Consider the following 17,043-nt stretch of genomic DNA (forward strand, 5'->3'; position numbering starts at 1 on the left):
TCATTTTAAAAGAATCTTGGTGATTTATCATATCCTTTTCCTAATAAATCTAAATTAAACAGCAACATAATTTCGTGAGTTCCAGAATTAAACTGTCCTAAGTTGGTTAGTGTATGATCATACGCATAACCCACTCTGAAAGAAGGTGTGATATTGATATTCATCAAAGCACTTACGGCATCATTAATCCTGTATGCAGCGCCAAGTTCAAACTTTTCGTTGTACAAAACATTCGCAGTCAAATCAACAGATACAGGAGTTCCTGCAACAAATTTTGACATAAAAGCAGGTTTCACCTTAAACTGATCGTTGATTTGAAAAACATATCCTGCGGTCAAAAAAGTATGAATTTCTTCAGAACCGTAAGCACTTATACCTTCTTTTTCTTCGATATGTTTTGTATTCAATAGATTCGGAATCGATAATCCTACATAATAAGTATCGGTAAAATAATAAGCTCCTGCTCCAATATTGGGTTTGGTAACGTTTATATTTTCGGCGAAAGCCAAATCTGTTTCAGGGTCAGCAAATCGAAATCCGTTGAAATTGGTTTGCAATGATGTAAATCCAGCTTTTAATCCTAATGAAAGTTTGTTTCTGCCGCTCAATTGCAAAACATAAGCAAAATCGGCATAGAAATTATTTTCTTTTTTAGCTCCGTCGCCAATATCATCGGAAATTAAGGAGAGTCCCACCTCAATCTTTTCACTCAAAGCCGTGTGACCAAAAAAGGTAAATGTTTTAGGTGAACCAACAGCTCCTACCCATTGCGTTCTGTATAAACCTCCTACATTCAGCATGGCAGCTGTTCCGGTAGCATAGGCTGGATTTACGGCACTCATATTGTACATATAATGCGTAAATTCAGGATCCTGCTGCGCTGAAGCAGATGTTATATAAAAGAGAAAACTTATAAAAAGTATTATTTTTTTCATTTGAATTTTATTAAATAATGTCAACCGGAATTATCTGTTTAAGTAAAGACGCCCTTGTCTGGCAGGCTTGTTATCTTTATTAAAATAAACCACATAAAAATAAACTCCGTTTGGTGCAATTCCGTCGCCAAAACTGCCTCCTTCAGAACTTCTTCCATCCCAGTTGGGTATATTTTTATTTCCTTTAAACATTATATTTCCATATCTATTGAAAATTTCGATGGTATAATCCGGAAATAAAAATTCGATATCCGGAATTCTGAAAGTATCGTTTACATTATCTCCGTTTGGCGAAAATCCGTCAGGAATAAAAAAATCATATTGCTCTTCATCACAATCCGTTAGCGCGACCGTTACCTCGATATTATCCTCTGAAATACACGCTGTTGTTGATGGAAAATCGAAACCATAATACGTCATGTTGTCAATCAATTTTGTTGATGCCGGCAATAAATTTCCGTTGGTCTGCGCATCATACCAAACAACTGTCGAAGCAACATTGGTTTTATTTGATAAATCTAAAATAGTCGGATTTTCGAGTGCACAAAAGTTTGGTCCATCCGGATCCAAAACAGGTGCAGGCGAATCATTTATCACGACAGTAATCATACTAGCAGGAGACGTACAGCCTTCTGCAGAAGTTTGAGTTAGATAATAATTCTCTGATTTTAAAACATACGTATCTTCAAGTGGTGTAGTTAATGCAGAACTATTGTACCATTTATATTGAGTTCCGTTTGGTACCAAATTAGCAACTGTTGCACCATCAACTTTACAAAAATCCAGATTCCCTGCTATTGGAGCTAATGGAATTGGGTGTAATAAAAAAGTGTCGGTTACATTCGTCAGATCAATAGCACAGGTGGTTACATTATTTATAATATTACTCATTGTAAAGGTATAAGAACCGTCTGACGGAAATATCCCTGATGGAATTGTAAAACTTGCTTTGCCACCTTCAACTTCTAAAGTCGTGGTTAGATTTGTTGCGGGCAAACTTCCTGAAAGGATATACGAAATAGTAATATCTTTAAGTGTTCCGAGTCCTGAAAGCGCTACTGTAACAGCTTCGCCTAAACAAACACTCTCCACATTGACAACTAAATTGGTAACATCAGGCAGCGAATTTATGAGTATATCTCCGTTAACGTCAGCAGGAACTGTATTGGTACATTTTGTAACCGTATGAGTGATTCTGGTGATGGTTATAATTGAAGATCCGTCATTTGCATTCAAAGTTCCAGGAATCGTGAAACTGGCAGTCCCTCCAGTAAAAACAACAATTGCTGTCTGATTGTTTGCCGTATTATCTCCTCTGATCCTATAAATAATTTCATAAGTTCCATCAGCTAAATGTATGGCATTAGAAATAGTAACCAATGAACTTTCGTTTTGGCAGGTTGTTGTAGGAGTTACAAGGGCATCATCCAAAACCGGCGTTGGATAAATATGTAAATCATCTGTTAAGTTATCGATAATATTTTGGCAAGTCTGACTGGTTTCGGCTTCAATATTTAAAATAGTAATGCTATAATCTCCTACTCTGTCAAAATATTTTGAATCAATAGGAAAAGTGATTACGCCATTGATAAAGTTGGCTGTTATCGTTTCGCTTCCGCTATTTGCTCCTGAAACAGCATAAGTAACCTCGTATATGCCATTCGGAATAACTTCAGGCCCGCGTGTAAGGGTTGCGGTATAAGTTGCCGTAGGAATATCTGGCTCACAAATATCCTGATCTACAACAAGTGTTGCACCGGTAAAATCGAGTTTTTTCTCAATTCTAATTAACACTGTAGCACTATCATCCGGGCAAATAGACGGATTGGTAGATCGAACCAGATAAGTAAAGGTAAAATCGCTTTCGCCATAGGTTTCAAAAAGCTTTTCCAAATTTACATTATGATCCGTCTCAGAAGATATTTCTCCTGAATTCAGAGGATCACTCCACGTTCCGCCAGGATCTTGTCCTGAAAGCAGACTATATAAATCGAAATTGGTATAAGAAGACAAACCATCACTGCCGCACAAAAGCAATATTGCCGGAGTACCGGGTTCCGGCGCTCTGAAAACCGTAACTTTTGCAGTCGATGTCACCTGCGCACAACTACCAATTGCCGGCATTGTGTACGTAAATTGATAGGTACCCCTAAGTTCTTTTACTCTAACGGAAGAACCCACAAATTCGCCTGTGGTATCATTGTGCCAGTATCCATTGGTTTGTGGACTTAAAAAAACGCCATCAAATGCCTGAAAAAGATTGAAATTAATGATAGAAGTACATACGGATACATTAGGTGATGTTACTCCAGAATATCCCCCGATAATAACCGTCACCGTTGCCGAGTTATCAACACATCCTTCAACGGTATAGGTATAATGATAAATCTTGCTTTCAAAAATTTGATGTGCATTTAAAACTCCTGTTACGGGATCCAATCCGCCTGAACGATCATCATCTGTCCATACACCTCCGGCTACCGGTGTGCCTTTTAATGCCGAAAAAAGAGAAATAGTCTGGCTTGAAAGATTGGGTATGTCGCAAACTGTTACTACATCACTATCCTCTCCTGCACATTGTGCAATCGAGTTTAGGGGCAGTAAAAGGAAAAACACTATTATTTGTAAGAAATTAAAGTAGTTTTTAACCATGTGGTATTATTTTTCGATAAACTTAATAAAATAATACCGCTAACTAGTACAATTATTTAATTTTCTTGTTAATTTTTAACGTTTTACCATTAATTATAAAAAAAAGAAGTAATCTCAATTTTTATAATTCATCTTCCAACTTAAAACGAAATTTCAAAATCATACTATTTCGTTCAATTTCCATAATAATAAAAATATCTTCATTAGACTTTAGCAAGTTGTTGATTTGCTGCAAGGTATATTTATAAGGTTGCGTGCCATTGATACTGACAATAATATCACCCTTAAGCAACCCGCATTTATCAGCTGTTGAATTTTTACGAATATTTACAATTTCATAAACGGGTTTTAATTGAAATTTGTATCTAAAATCATCCTCTTTTTTTGATTCCATCTCTGAATCTCCTATGGTAGAAACCAATTTTACAGTCTGCATATGAACCGTTTCCTGAACCCATTGCAAACCGTTGTGCTGAATAGTGATACCACTTTTATTATAATGAAATGGTTCTGAAAACTTACTATTCTTTTTTAAATACAGCTTACGATCCTGATAATCCAAAACCAATGTAAATCGCTTTAAAATTTCTCCACCAACTGAACCAATTCTGCCCGAAACCATCTTTACATTACGTATAGAAGTTGAATCAGGAAAAGAAACAACAGGCCTTTTAAAATTGAAACCGGCTATTGAAAATTGATCAATTTTAGCCCGATGACCTTCAATATCACCGCTAAATCCTTTGCCTAAGAAATCAGGAAAATTCTTTTTTGGCAATTTTATAATATCATTTTCAAAAATCCAAAAAGCGTCACTATTACCAATATCAATAAGCAATTTAGCAGGAATTTCTACATTGTCAACAATTGCTTTTGTAATCAAATAGGGCTTAGATCTTTCGATGGTAATAGGAATGGTTTCAAATTTTTTATTCAGTTTTATTCTGGCCTCCTCCTTCTTGCCATACACGATGATTTTCTTTTTTTGATAATTAATTTCAACTAAATTATTTTTGAAAAATTTGTGACCAATAATACCATTGACCGGAATCCCAATATGAGAGGACAAATTAAACTCCTGATCCAGAATAATATATACTAAATGATTGGTAGATTTTAAACCATGTGTTTCCAGAATATTATTAGCCGATTTTAATCCTTCTATTTCATCTTCAGCTCCCAGACCCCGCAATGATATTTTTTCAATATTATTAAACTTGACTTCCTTTTTTTCATCCATGCTAAATAATATCGTTTCCTCTACTCCTGAATCTACTAGAAAATTAAGTTCTACTCCATTCACTTTAATTGGAATGAAAATCAGATTATTAATAAACTTAAAGGGGATTATCACCTTCTTTCGTTGGTTTTCTATCACGAAATCCGTCTGAGAGAATGTTGGAAAAATTAAGAAAAGTCCAAAAAATAAGACAAATATTTTTTTCATTAACATTTTTTTATATAAAATTAATAAAAATATTAATAATTGTTACATTTTTCTAAGTAATCGTATTGTTCTCGTTAAATTCGAAAAAAAAATGCAAATTTGCAACTCAATAATTAAACTCATGCCAACAATTTCAAGCAAAGGCAGAAACATGCCCGAATCACCGATACGTAAATTGGCTCCTTACGCAGATATTGCAAAACAAAAAGGACACAAAGTGTATCATCTAAACATTGGTCAACCGGATATCAAAACTCCTGAGGTGGCCATCGAGGCGGTAAAAAATATTGATTTAACACTGATAGAATACAGTCCGTCTGCCGGATATGAAAGTTACAGAAAAAAATTAGCCAAATTTTACCAGCGTCAAAACGTAAATGTAAACTCAGAAGACATCATTATTACGACTGGTGGCTCTGAAGCCTTATTGTTTGCACTGGCCACAATTACAGATCCAGGAGATGAAATCATTATTCCTGAACCATTTTATGCCAATTATCACGCCTTTGCATCCTCAACGAGTGCAACGGTAATTCCGGTAATTTCGACTATCGAAAGCGGATTTGCTTTGCCAAGTATTGATACGGTTGAGAAATTAATCACACCAAAAACCAAAGCCATTTTGATTTGTAATCCTGGAAATCCTACTGGTTATTTATATACAGAAGCTGAAATCAAGCAATTAGCAGGTTTGATCAAAAAACATGATTTGTATTTGATTGCTGATGAAGTCTATCGTGAATTTTTGTACGATGGCGACGACGTACACTTTTCTGTAATGAATCTTGAAGATCTGCAGCAAAACGTAATCATGGTCGATTCGGTTTCGAAACGTTACAGCATGTGTGGCGCAAGAATTGGTTGTTTGGTTACTAAAAATAAAACTGTTCTGGCAACCGTAATGAAATTTGCCCAGGCACGTTTGAGTCCGCCAACTATTGAGCAAATTGCCTGTGAAGCTGCTATTGATACCCCTCAAAGTTATTTTGATGAAGTGATTGCAGAATACAAAGAACGCCGCAATACTTTAATTACGGAATTAAATAAAATTGAAGGTGTTGTCGTAACCAAACCGAAAGGAGCATTTTATTGCATTGCCGAATTACCTATAGAAAATGCGGATGATTTTGCACAATGGCTTTTAGAAAGTTATGATTTAAATGGTGAAACTGTCATGGTTGCTCCTGCTGCCGGATTCTACTCGACTCCAGGAATGGGATTGAATCAGGTACGAATTGCTTATGTTTTAAACAAAACTGATTTAGTTAAAGCTGTAAATGTTCTGAAAGAGGCGCTTTTGGTTTATAATAAAAGATAATTTACATCTTAATTAAAAATTTTAAAAGACAATAACCACCTAAGTTATTGTCTTTTCTATTTTAGAAAAATGGTCTTTTGGTTTTAATTTAAATTATACCCAAAAAAGACCTATTAAATAGTAAAAACGATAGAAAAGGTTTGCTTTTTATTAATTATCTTTACCGCCTTAAAAAGATATACCCATACTAATAGTAGTTTTTAATGATAAATAACGAAGATTTTTTAGACGAAATAGGAGACAATCATTTTAGCAGTAATGCCAAAAACCCTGTAAGACAGGACGCTTTTGAATTAAGTGATGATGAAAAAATAGAAAAAATTAAAAAAGATGTCGAAAACATTCTGCAGACTCTTGGAATGGATTTGACAGATGACAGCATAAAAGGTACTCCAAACAGAGTAGCAAAAATGTTTGTAAAGGAGATTTTTGGCGGACTGAACCCTTCGAAAAAACCAAAAGCTTCTACTTTTGACAATAATTATAAATATGGCGAAATGTTGGTTGAAAAAAACATTACGCTTTACTCTACTTGCGAACACCATTTATTACCTATCATCGGAAGAGCACATGTGGCTTACATTTCGAGCGGAAGAGTAATTGGTCTATCAAAAATGAACCGAATTGTAGAACATTACGCCAAAAGACCTCAAGTACAAGAGCGTCTGACCATGCAAATTGTACAAGAACTTCAGGAAGCATTAGGAACGGAAGATGTAGCTTGCGTTATCGATGCCAAACACCTTTGCGTAAATTCAAGAGGAATTAAAGATATCGAAAGCAGCACAGTAACATCTGAATTTGGCGGAAAATTTAAAGATCCTCAAACACGCAGAGAGTTTTTAGATTACATCAAGTTAGATACACAGTTCTAGTTTTTTACAAGTTTTCATACTATATTTATGACCTAGCCCAGATGGAAGCGGTATCCTTTTTATTTTTTCTTTAAAAATAAAAAGATACAAGTGAACAGCTGGAAATAGCTCCTAAAAAAATCAATAATAAAAATATGCCTTTATATAAAAGTCAATCGCTAAAAATATACAATTCGCTTTCTGGCGAAAAAGAAAATTTCAACCCAATTCATGAAGGAAATGTTGGAATGTATGTTTGCGGACCTACGGTTTATAGCAATGTACACTTAGGAAATGTGAGAACTTTTATGTCTTTTGACGTGATTTTCAGGTACTTTTTGCATCTTGACTACAAAGTACGTTATGTGCGAAACATTACCGATGTAGGTCATATTGTCGATGATGTGGATGAAGGCGAAGACAAAATTGCCAAAAAAGCACGTTTGGAGCAATTGGAGCCAATGGAAGTGGTGCAACGCTACACGGTAGATTTTCATGACATTTTAAAGTCTTTCAACTTTTTACCGCCAAGTATTGAGCCAACCGCTACAGGACATATTATTGAACAAATAGAAATTATCAAAAAGATTATCGATACCGGAATTGGTTATGAAGCCAATGGATCGGTTTATTTTGATGTTGTAAAATATAACGAAACCAACAATTACGGGGTTTTAAGCGGCCGAAATATCGAAGATATGTTAGCCAATACCCGCGATTTGGATGGTCAGTCAGACAAAAGAAATCCGCAGGATTTTGCACTTTGGAAAAAAGCAGAACCAGAGCACATCATGAGATGGCCTTCGCCCTGGAGTGATGGTTTTCCGGGCTGGCATCTTGAATGTACTGCTATGAGTACCAAATATTTGGGGAATCATTTTGACATTCACGGTGGTGGAATGGATTTGAAATTCCCACATCATGAGTGCGAAATCGCTCAAAACGAAGCGTGTACAGGTCAGTCGCCGGTAAATTACTGGATGCACGCCAACATGCTGACTCTTAATGGTAAAAAAATGGCCAAATCAACCGGAAATAATATTTTACCCGGAGAAATTTTGAGCGGTGATAATACAATTCTAAGCAAAGCTTTTTCGGCTTCTGTAACGAGATTTTTTATGTTGCAGGCACATTACAGAAGTATCTTAGATTTTTCTGATGATGCTATTGTTGCTGCCGAAAAAGGATACAAAAGATTAATGGAAGCTGTTGAAGCTTTACCTAATATTACACCAAGCGACAGCAGTTCTATAAATTTCGAATCCTGGAAACAGTTGTGCTACGATGCCATGAATGACGATTTTAACACGCCAATTTTGATTGCGCAGTTATTTGAAGGAGTTCGTTATATCAATTTATTGAAAGAAGGAAAAGAAACCATTTCTGCCGAAGATCTTAAAACATTTGCAACTGCTATCAACGCTTTTGTTTTTGATGTTTTAGGTTTGAATGATGAGAAAGCAGCTGACAGCAATAACGATAAATTAGAAGGTGTAGTAAACATGCTTATCGGAATGAGAAATCAGGCCAGAGCAGATAAAAACTTTGCCCTTTCAGATCAGATTCGCGATCAGTTGATTGCTTTGGGAATACAACTGAAAGACGGAAAAGAAGGAACATCCTTTAGCGTAAATTAATTTTAGATTGTAGAGTTCAGATTGTAGAATTATCTAAAAAAATCTACAATCTGAACTCTACAATCTACAATATTTAAAAATCATGAAATTCCTTATCTATCCTTTTGTATTATTGGTTCGGTTTTATCAAACAGCCATTTCGCCTTTTACCCCTGCGTCATGCCGTTTTGAACCTACCTGTTCTACTTACATGATTCAGGCTTTGCAAACACACGGCTTGTTTTACGGAGGCTATTTAGGAGTTAAACGCATTTTGAGTTGTCATCCGTGGGGAAGAACCGGCTACGACCCTGTTCCGGAGAAGAAATGTTCACACAAACATTAACTTATTATAAAGACTTACTTTACTATAAATATTTATTTTTACAACAAATAAAACAAAATACTACATGACACTAGCCTCAAATATTGTTTGGAATCCTTCTGAAGGAATCGATTTAGGATTTTTTATGATTCGTTACTATAGTTTAATGTTCGTAGTTGCATTCGCGTTAGGATGGTACTTAATGAAAAAGATTTTCGAACGTGAAAACGAATCGATAGACAAATTAGATTCGCTGTTTGTCTGGACGGTTTTAGCAACTTTAATTGGTGCCCGTTTAGGTCAGGTTTTGTTTTATGACTCTGATAAATATTTCAGAAGCCATCCATTAGAAATATTTTTACCCATTAGAGAAAATGAAGGCTCAACACTTTTTGGCTTTATAAACGGTTGGGAATTCACAGGTTTTCAAGGCTTAGCAAGCCATGGTGCTGCAATTGCAATTATTATTGCGATGTATCTTTATAATAAAAAAATACTTCACCGCTCTGTTTTATGGATTTTAGACCGAATTGTCATTCCTGTTGCCAGTGGTGCCGTTTTTGTACGTATTGGTAACTTTATGAACTCAGAAATCATTGGAGACAAAACTACTTCTGCATTCGGAATTCGTTTCTTACACGATCAGTTTAGCAAAAATGATGTGGTAAATGCGACCGGAATTGCCAACCCGAAAGATGCTTATACTGCCATTGCAACCGACCCAAAATTTGCTGATATATTAGCGCAGGTTCCTGCAAAACACCCTACACAACTGTACGAAGCAATTTCTTATGTTTTTGTATTTGCTGCTTTATATTTCTTGTATTGGAAAACAAATGCGAGACTTAAAACAGGTTTTTTATTCGGAATGTTTTTAGTGCTTTTATTTGTAGTTCGTTTTATTGTAGAGATTGTAAAAGAAAGCCAGGGTGGTTTTGAAAGCGCATTAGGCGTATTCTCAACAGGACAATGGCTAAGCATTCCTTTTATCATTATCGGTCTTTTCTTTATCATAAGAGCACAAAGAAACCCTTTGGCAACTTCATAAAAGATTTTATTCAAAATATAAAAACGCCCAAAGCACGAAAAGCTTTGGGCGTTTTATTTTAACCCTTAATAAATGTTTTCAGGAGCAGAAACCATACGTTTCATAATATCATTTAGTCTTGCTGCCCGCTAAATTCAATCTTCCTTTTTTACTCCAACCAAATCATTTGCGTAAAAGCACCATTGGTAGCAATATCCCAAGCTTCTACCCTTACCCATTTTTTACCTTTCAAATTCGCAGACCAGTTAAAATTTTGTTTACCAAAGGCTAATGTATTATTTAGATTTATACGTTCGCGATACACTTTTTTGCCATCGCCAGAAATAATTTCAGCAAAACTCAACGGGAAAGTCCAGTTAAGAGATACCTTAATTTTGGCATCGCCTTTTTCTGTAAGTTTTAATGTTTCGCCAGCTCCTTTCCCATTGATAGTAAATGCCGGAATTAGAACTTCGCCGGTGCTTACAAAAAATTTTCCGTTGCTTATAGCATCTAAAACAGGCTCCCAGCCCTCTTCGTAATTAGGCAATTTATCTAACTGGAGATAGTTTACATTTAAATGGGCATACATTTCGTTTTGGTGGGTGATGGTAAAAATATCAGCCTCGGCAATTACATGTTTTTTATAACCCCAATTGGCCATATCATCCATTAAATTAAGCACACGTTTACTAAGAGTTGGCAATGCCAAATCGCCGGGAATAGCTTTCCATGCCGCACCCATATAGGTATCCGATTTAAAAAATTCTTCGTCTTTATATTTATCAGGATAACCTGTTGATGCTTTTGTACGGGCATGCGCCACCCAGGCTAAACCCTTCTCCCTTTCAAGGAGTTTAAGCATCTCGTTTTTATCGCCTACATGGTAAACTTTACCATATTCGGGGTCATTGACCATAAACGGCGTTTCGGCTTTTCTATCCATTACCCAATACACTGGTTTTGGAAAAAAGGCCAGCCAATGGCCGCCATAAAAGTTATTGGCTTCTTCACCTGGAAGCAATAAAAAATCAGAATCAGACAGGCGTTTTGTTTGCTCGAATAAAGAATTAAGTTCTTTTAGTCTGGTGGCATCCGGACCTTTTGGGTGACCTGGACCATGAAACTCTGCAAGTTTTACGATGTCAAGTCCCGCAGTTTTTAAAACATCTACAAATTCTGGTTTTTCTGGCACGGGTTTACCGCTCAGAACCACATCAGAAATAAACTCGTTATGAAAATGAGTAGCCATTGTTTTATACCCAGGTAAAGGCAGGTAAGAATCATTATGAGTGAACTTTTTTACTTCATCTAAGGCTACTGCTGCATTATCGGTACTCAATAAACAGAAAAAATTAAGTCGCTGTTCTGTATTTGGTGGCGAATTAAACCATGGCACAAATCGGTTATCTCCTTTCGGATCCTGACGAATACCTATTCCATATTCTGGAAACACATCCAAATAATTACTTCCACACCAGGTAAATTTCAAGTTAAAAGCCTCGTCTAAAGGATAAAAATATTGATGCGGCGCAGGAAAAAGAGCCAAACTGCTCGATTTATTCTCGCCAATTACACTACGATATTTCACTTCTAAATTTTTAGCCAAATCCGTTTTAGCAGGTTGTATGTGCTGCATATTTTTCTGCACATCAGAAAATGCAATGTTTTGCCAAAGTTCCTTTTTGTTTAGTAAACCTGCATCGTATAAAATAGCTGTAGAATCAGCTTTTGTACTAAGCACCGATGCCACATTAAATAAAGGGCTGCCATTATAAAGCGTGATTTCTAAAACTCCGCTAAAATCCGCTGCCTTCATATCTGAGATTCGAATAATGGTTTGGGCGCCCGAGGTACTTACGCTTGTTTTACGCTTATCAAATACTACTTTATAAGTTTGGTATGGCTTATTGGGTACTCTGTCAAAAAACACATCCCAACCGCCACTATCTGGGCTTAAAGTTCGCTTACCGACCCTAAGGATAAATGCCGGATCTAAATTATTGGCAATTTCTTTAAAACCATCTGCATTGCTCAATTGAATACTGCTGAATAATGGTTTCTGATTATCTAAATCTAAAATTAATTTTCCTGTACTCGCTTTACCGGTAGGCCAGGTAGCGGTAAGGATTTTCTCTTTTACAGAAACTTTGGCACCATTATTTTTAAAAGACGATAAATTAACTGGTACTTGTGCCTGGAGCACCGAAATGGATAAAACACAAAGGACGTGAATGATTTTTTTCATTTGGTTTGATTAGAAAGTTAGAATATGCAATATACTAATTCTATTTAGTAAAACGATTTAGTAATAAAAAATTAATTGTTCAGACCCTTGAAAACCATTACACTTTTATACAAAGCAACTTGCTGTTTTTTGTATTTACAATGCTTACTTCTTGCATTAGAAAATAAATACATAATTTGATTATTTTTTTTTAGGAGCAGAAAAAATACGTTTCATAATAACGTTTAGTCCCGCTGTCCGCTAAATTCCCGATTAACAAAAACTACGGCTAAAAAGCCTTGTTTTTCTAAATCGGGCGATATCGCTTCCATCGGGGCTAAGTTAGAATCTCTTATTTTCATAAGATTTTCACAGCTTAAAAAATCCATATCCGAAACTCCACTTTTTAATTTTCAGTAATAAATTTTAAAGTTTTACGATTAATTCTTTTTTTGTATTTTAATACATCCAACACCGTGGCTAAATCTATGTAAAAATTTCATCAACTTAATTAAGAGACCGGGAAAAATAGATTTGAATAGCCTCCAACTTTAGTTGGAGAATAGCAGAATTTAAAAAAAAATGGCTTTAGCCAAAGACAAAGCAAATCATTTATTTGACTAAAGCCCTTATTCATCTTAAACAACAACCATCCAACTAAAGTTGGAGGCTTTTTAATAATAATCCAGCTAATTTCTGATAATTATAAAACACCATACAAATAGGCAACTTTCAATTCCTTATATAACTTATATGGTTTAAACAAAAAAATCACAAACCATACGAAACACCAAACTCAATATTTCTGGTGTTATACCCTGAATTTTTATCGTTAAATCCTGCATTAGAAACATGTCTTATACTTGGTCGAACATCAAACTGAAAACTTTCGACTTTTACAGAAAAGCCAACCGCAAAAACATCAGCGAAAGCAAAACCTTCAGACATTCGTTCTGTTTCGGTGTCGTTTATCATCGGGCCAACACTGCCTAAAACATAAAAAGAACAACTGCCCCCTATTGGTTTCCGAACCAAAAAACCAAGATTTAAAACATATTCGTGAACGTCTTTCAACTTTGTAAAACGTTCTCTCTTTTCGAGATAATCAGGCTCAGATGGCTGTACAAAATAGAAATTGAGTAATTGATGTGTTCCAAAATTAACTTCGGGCTGAACTAAAATTTCAAACTCAAAATAGCTTGTTTTCTTCACCTGATAATACAATTGAGCCTTATAAAAATTATTAGTAAAAGTATAGTTCCTATTATTGAATTCGCTTCCAAACCCATAATTAAAACCAATAGCAAAATTGCTTTTCTTTTCCTGCGCAGCGAGTTTTAGAATACTAAAAAAAAACAACAAACCTAAAAGTATTTTTCTATCCATGAGTAGTATTTACATTTTAAAGATAAAAAAAAAAGAGCCAACTTTCGCTGGCTCTTTCTATATAGACAAATTTGCTTATTATGCTTTTTTGTGCTCTTCTTCGATTGTATGTTTATCATCTTTAGAAATCGTATCAACCAATACTGGTGTCGCGATAAATAATGAAGAATAAGTTCCTACGATAATACCTACCAACATGGCAAAGATAAATCCACGAATTGATTCTCCTCCAAAAAGGAACATCGTCAACAATACAATAATCATCATTAATGACGTATTCAACGTTCTTGATAAAGTAGTGTTAATAGAAGCATTTACGATATCTTCGAAACTTCCTTTACGCTTACCAATAATAAACTCTCTAATTCTATCGAATACAATTACAGTATCGTTCATAGAATAACCAATTACGGTTAGAATTGCAGCAATAAAGTGCTGATCCATTTCCATGTGGAAAGGCATGAATTTATAACATAAAGAGTAAATTCCTAATACAAAGATAACGTCATGCGCTACCGCTGCAATCGCACCTAATGAATATTGCCATTTACGGAAAGATACAATTAAGTACAAGAAAATAGCTGCCATTGCTCCCAAAACTGCCCAATATGAGTTCGTTTTGATATCCTCAGAAATAGAAGCACTAACTTTTGCTTGTTGCAAAACTCCAACAGTTTTACCTTCATACGAGTTGATAAATTTGTCATAAGAAGTATTTGGATAATATTTAGCTAAAGCTGCATATAATTTTTCGTTAACTTCTTTATCTACTGCAAGACCATCTTCCTGGATTTTATATTTTGTAGTAATTTTTAATTGTTCGTCACTTCCAAAAATTTTAGCCTCAACTGGAGTTCCAAAAGCAGCTGATAATTCATCTGATACTACAGTCGCATCAACTGGTTTTTCAAATTTTACCTGGAATGTTCTTCCTCCAACAAAATCTACACCCTGATCTAATCCGTTAACGAAGAAGATAGAAACCAAACTTACAATAACTACGATTGAAGAGAAGATATAAGTAAATTTCTTAACTTTAATAAAGTCATAGTGGAAATTAGTAAACCAGTTTTTAGTAATATTCGTAGAGAAAGTCAAATCTCCTTTTCCTGCAATATTTTTATCGATAAAAATTCTGGCGATAAAGATTGAAGTAAATAACGACGTTGCAATACCAATAAGTAATGTTAAAGCGAAACCTTTAATTGGTCCTGTACCAAAGATAAACAAAATTGCTCCGGTAAGAATATGAGTAACGTTTGCATCAATAATAGAACGCATTGCACCGTGCCATCCGTAAGAAGCTGCAACAGCTTCAGAAAGTGATTTACCTTCACGTAATTCCTCTTTAGCTCTTTCGTAAATAATAATGTTCGCATCTACTGCAGTACCCAATGTTAATACGATACCTGCAATACCTGGCAATGTCAGTACAAAACCAAAACTTGCCATAATTCCGAACAAGAAAAGTAAGTTTAATAATAAGGCAAGGTTAGCATACCAACCCGCTTTACCATAATAGAATACCATCCATACACATACTAGTAAGAATCCAACGATTGAAGAAATCATACCTGCATCAATAGCAGCCTGACCTAAAGATGGCCCAACTACAGTTGACTGAACGATATCGGCTGAAGCTGGTAATTTACCTGCATTTAATACGTTAGCTAAATCTTTTGTTTCAGCTACATCAAAAGAACCTGTAATTTCAGATCTTCCTCCTGCGATTGGTCCGCTAGTAACACCTGGTGCAGAATACACGATGTTATCTAATACAATAGCAATATATCCTTTTTGAGAAAAAGCTCTACCTGTTAATTCTTCCCAGGTTTTAGCACCCTGACTGTTCATTTGCATAGAAACAGCCGGTTTTCCTAATTGGTCAAAAGTATCTTTTGCGTCCGTTACAACACCACCGCTCATTGCTGGAGCATTGTCTCTGTTTCCTTTTAAAGCGTATAATTCTACAACTTCAATATCTTTTTGTTTAGCGTCTTTTATTGTAGTTGGCTTACTCCATACAAATTTTGCATTGTGTTGGTCACCAGCCAATAAAACTCTAATCTCTGGTCTTTTAAAGTAATTGTTGATAGTCGCAGTATCTTTAGGAGCAAAGTATCCTAAAACTGGTCCACCACCCTGACCTAAAATTTTGTCGAATAAAGGATTGTTTCCTTTTTTAGTATCTAAAGAATCTTTAGCATCTGTTAGTAAAGCATTCAATGAATCTTTAACAACTGCTTTAGTTTCGGTCTTCTTAACTTCAGTTTTCTTTAATGCTTCGTTAGCAGCAACTAAGAAATTACCAACTTCTTCTATTTTATAAGTTTCCCAGAACTCTAATTGCGCTTTTCCACCTAATAATTTCTTGATTCTATCAACATCTTTAGCACCTGGAAGCTCAACTAAGATTCTTCCTGTTTCTCCTAATTTTTGGATGTTTGGTTGTGTAACACCAAATTTATCGATACGCTCTCTTAATACTTTGTAAGCACTTTCGATAGACTCTTCAACTTTTCTTTTGATTACTTTTTGAGCTTCAGAATCACTCATTTTGATATCGATTCCTCCTTCACCCTGCAAACTTCTGTTCGCAAAAATATCAGAATCTGCTAATCTTACAGTTCCATTTGAATTTGCATCAAACGCTTCGAAAAATTTATTCAGGTACGTTTTATTTCCTTCTAAATTGGCCGTTGCATCAGCTAATGACTTATTAAAAACAGGGTTTTTAGAATTGCTTGACAATCCTTTCAATACATCTTTAATAGAAATTTGAAGAATCACGTTGATTCCTCCTTCTAAGTCAAGACCTTTATTAATCTGTTTGTTTTTTACTTCATTATAAGTAAAACTTGTAAATCCAAGATTTAATACATCTACCTTTCCAATAGAATCTAAATATTTTAGCTCTTTATCAGGATTATCTCCTGCAAAAGCCTTGGCCTCACCCTTGACATTATTTGCCACAAAAGTGAAAGAAAGTTGGTAAATACTTACCAATGCAAATAGAATTGCGAAAAATTTAATAAGTCCTTTATTCTGCATTATTACTAAAAATTAATTATGTTTTATTGTTTGTTTTTGTTTTAAATTCCCATAAAATAAGCCCTGACATGAATTTTTAAAACTAAAAATCTTCGATCACGAATTACCGCATATTTTTTAAACCGAGCAAATATATAATTCTCGAAAAGATTAACCAATTTATTTATTAATTAATCTCAAAAAAAAGACTGCAAAAAACGCAGTC

At 35.0% G+C, this 17,043-nt stretch carries 11 protein-coding genes; 5 read left to right on the plus strand and 6 right to left on the minus strand.

Annotated features, from left to right (window positions below):
* Positions 1-5: 5 nt before the first annotated feature.
* From GON26_RS19185 to GON26_RS19195, 3 genes are all read right to left on the minus strand, one after another.
* Positions 6-935, minus strand: a complete 930-nt coding sequence (locus tag GON26_RS19185) for a PorP/SprF family type IX secretion system membrane protein (RefSeq protein WP_160376389.1) — start codon at positions 933-935, stop codon at positions 6-8.
* 30 nt (positions 936-965) lie between these two features.
* Complete coding sequence (locus tag GON26_RS19190) at positions 966-3,587, minus strand: gliding motility-associated C-terminal domain-containing protein (RefSeq protein ID WP_160376390.1); 2,622 nt, start codon at positions 3,585-3,587, stop codon at positions 966-968.
* A gap of 121 nt (positions 3,588-3,708) precedes the next feature.
* Positions 3,709-5,034, minus strand: coding sequence for a PDZ domain-containing protein (locus GON26_RS19195; protein ID WP_160376391.1), 1,326 nt, complete (start codon positions 5,032-5,034; stop codon positions 3,709-3,711).
* Positions 5,035-5,155: 121 nt separating this feature from the next.
* Here GON26_RS19195 and GON26_RS19200 point away from each other — a divergent pair, with 121 nt between their 5' ends.
* The 5 genes from GON26_RS19200 to lgt all read left to right on the plus strand — a co-directional run bounded on the left by GON26_RS19200 (position 5,156) and on the right by lgt (position 10,195).
* Positions 5,156-6,352 carry a pyridoxal phosphate-dependent aminotransferase gene (locus tag GON26_RS19200; protein WP_160376392.1) on the plus strand — a complete coding sequence of 399 codons (1,197 nt, stop codon included), beginning with the start codon at positions 5,156-5,158 and terminating at the stop codon, positions 6,350-6,352.
* A gap of 203 nt (positions 6,353-6,555) precedes the next feature.
* Positions 6,556-7,227, plus strand: a complete 672-nt coding sequence (folE, locus tag GON26_RS19205; protein WP_160376393.1) for a GTP cyclohydrolase I FolE — start codon at positions 6,556-6,558, stop codon at positions 7,225-7,227.
* Positions 7,228-7,361: 134 nt separating this feature from the next.
* Complete coding sequence (gene cysS, locus GON26_RS19210) at positions 7,362-8,843, plus strand: cysteine--tRNA ligase (protein WP_160376394.1); 1,482 nt, start codon at positions 7,362-7,364, stop codon at positions 8,841-8,843.
* Positions 8,844-8,925: 82 nt separating this feature from the next.
* Entirely contained in the window at positions 8,926-9,168 is a 243-nt protein-coding gene (gene yidD, locus GON26_RS19215) for a membrane protein insertion efficiency factor YidD (protein WP_160376395.1), read from the plus strand.
* Between the two features lie 64 nt (positions 9,169-9,232).
* On the plus strand, positions 9,233-10,195 hold the full coding sequence (gene lgt / locus GON26_RS19220; protein ID WP_160376396.1) for a prolipoprotein diacylglyceryl transferase: 963 nt from the start codon (positions 9,233-9,235) through the stop codon (positions 10,193-10,195).
* 148 nt (positions 10,196-10,343) lie between these two features.
* Here the strand turns inward: lgt and GON26_RS19225 are convergent, their stop codons facing one another.
* From GON26_RS19225 to secDF, 3 genes are all read right to left on the minus strand, one after another.
* The gene (locus tag GON26_RS19225) at positions 10,344-12,422 is read right to left on the minus strand and encodes a CehA/McbA family metallohydrolase domain-containing protein (RefSeq protein WP_160376397.1); all 2,079 of its coding nucleotides are present in this window, start codon (positions 12,420-12,422) and stop codon (positions 10,344-10,346) included.
* Positions 12,423-13,172: 750 nt separating this feature from the next.
* The gene (locus GON26_RS19230; protein ID WP_160376398.1) at positions 13,173-13,787 is read right to left on the minus strand and encodes an acyloxyacyl hydrolase; all 615 of its coding nucleotides are present in this window, start codon (positions 13,785-13,787) and stop codon (positions 13,173-13,175) included.
* Positions 13,788-13,865: 78 nt separating this feature from the next.
* The gene (secDF, locus tag GON26_RS19235; RefSeq protein ID WP_160376399.1) at positions 13,866-16,838 is read right to left on the minus strand and encodes a protein translocase subunit SecDF; all 2,973 of its coding nucleotides are present in this window, start codon (positions 16,836-16,838) and stop codon (positions 13,866-13,868) included.
* Positions 16,839-17,043 lie beyond the last annotated feature (205 nt).

This window comes from Flavobacterium hydrocarbonoxydans (genome assembly GCF_009789235.1).
GTDB classification, from domain to species: domain Bacteria; phylum Bacteroidota; class Bacteroidia; order Flavobacteriales; family Flavobacteriaceae; genus Flavobacterium; species Flavobacterium hydrocarbonoxydans.

Coding starts and splice junctions, on each gene's coding strand:
- GON26_RS19195 (WP_160376391.1), bottom strand. CDS start 5,034: ATGAAAAAAATATTTGTCTTATTTTTTGGACTTTTCTTAATTTTTCCA.
- yidD (WP_160376395.1), top strand. CDS start 8,926: ATGAAATTCCTTATCTATCCTTTTGTATTATTGGTTCGGTTTTATCAA.
- GON26_RS19185 (WP_160376389.1), bottom strand. CDS start 935: ATGAAAAAAATAATACTTTTTATAAGTTTTCTCTTTTATATAACATCT.
- secDF (WP_160376399.1), bottom strand. CDS start 16,838: ATGCAGAATAAAGGACTTATTAAATTTTTCGCAATTCTATTTGCATTG.
- GON26_RS19230 (WP_160376398.1), bottom strand. CDS start 13,787: ATGGATAGAAAAATACTTTTAGGTTTGTTGTTTTTTTTTAGTATTCTA.
- cysS (WP_160376394.1), top strand. CDS start 7,362: ATGCCTTTATATAAAAGTCAATCGCTAAAAATATACAATTCGCTTTCT.
- folE (WP_160376393.1), top strand. CDS start 6,556: ATGATAAATAACGAAGATTTTTTAGACGAAATAGGAGACAATCATTTT.
- lgt (WP_160376396.1), top strand. CDS start 9,233: ATGACACTAGCCTCAAATATTGTTTGGAATCCTTCTGAAGGAATCGAT.
- GON26_RS19200 (WP_160376392.1), top strand. CDS start 5,156: ATGCCAACAATTTCAAGCAAAGGCAGAAACATGCCCGAATCACCGATA.
- GON26_RS19190 (WP_160376390.1), bottom strand. CDS start 3,587: ATGGTTAAAAACTACTTTAATTTCTTACAAATAATAGTGTTTTTCCTT.
- GON26_RS19225 (WP_160376397.1), bottom strand. CDS start 12,422: ATGAAAAAAATCATTCACGTCCTTTGTGTTTTATCCATTTCGGTGCTC.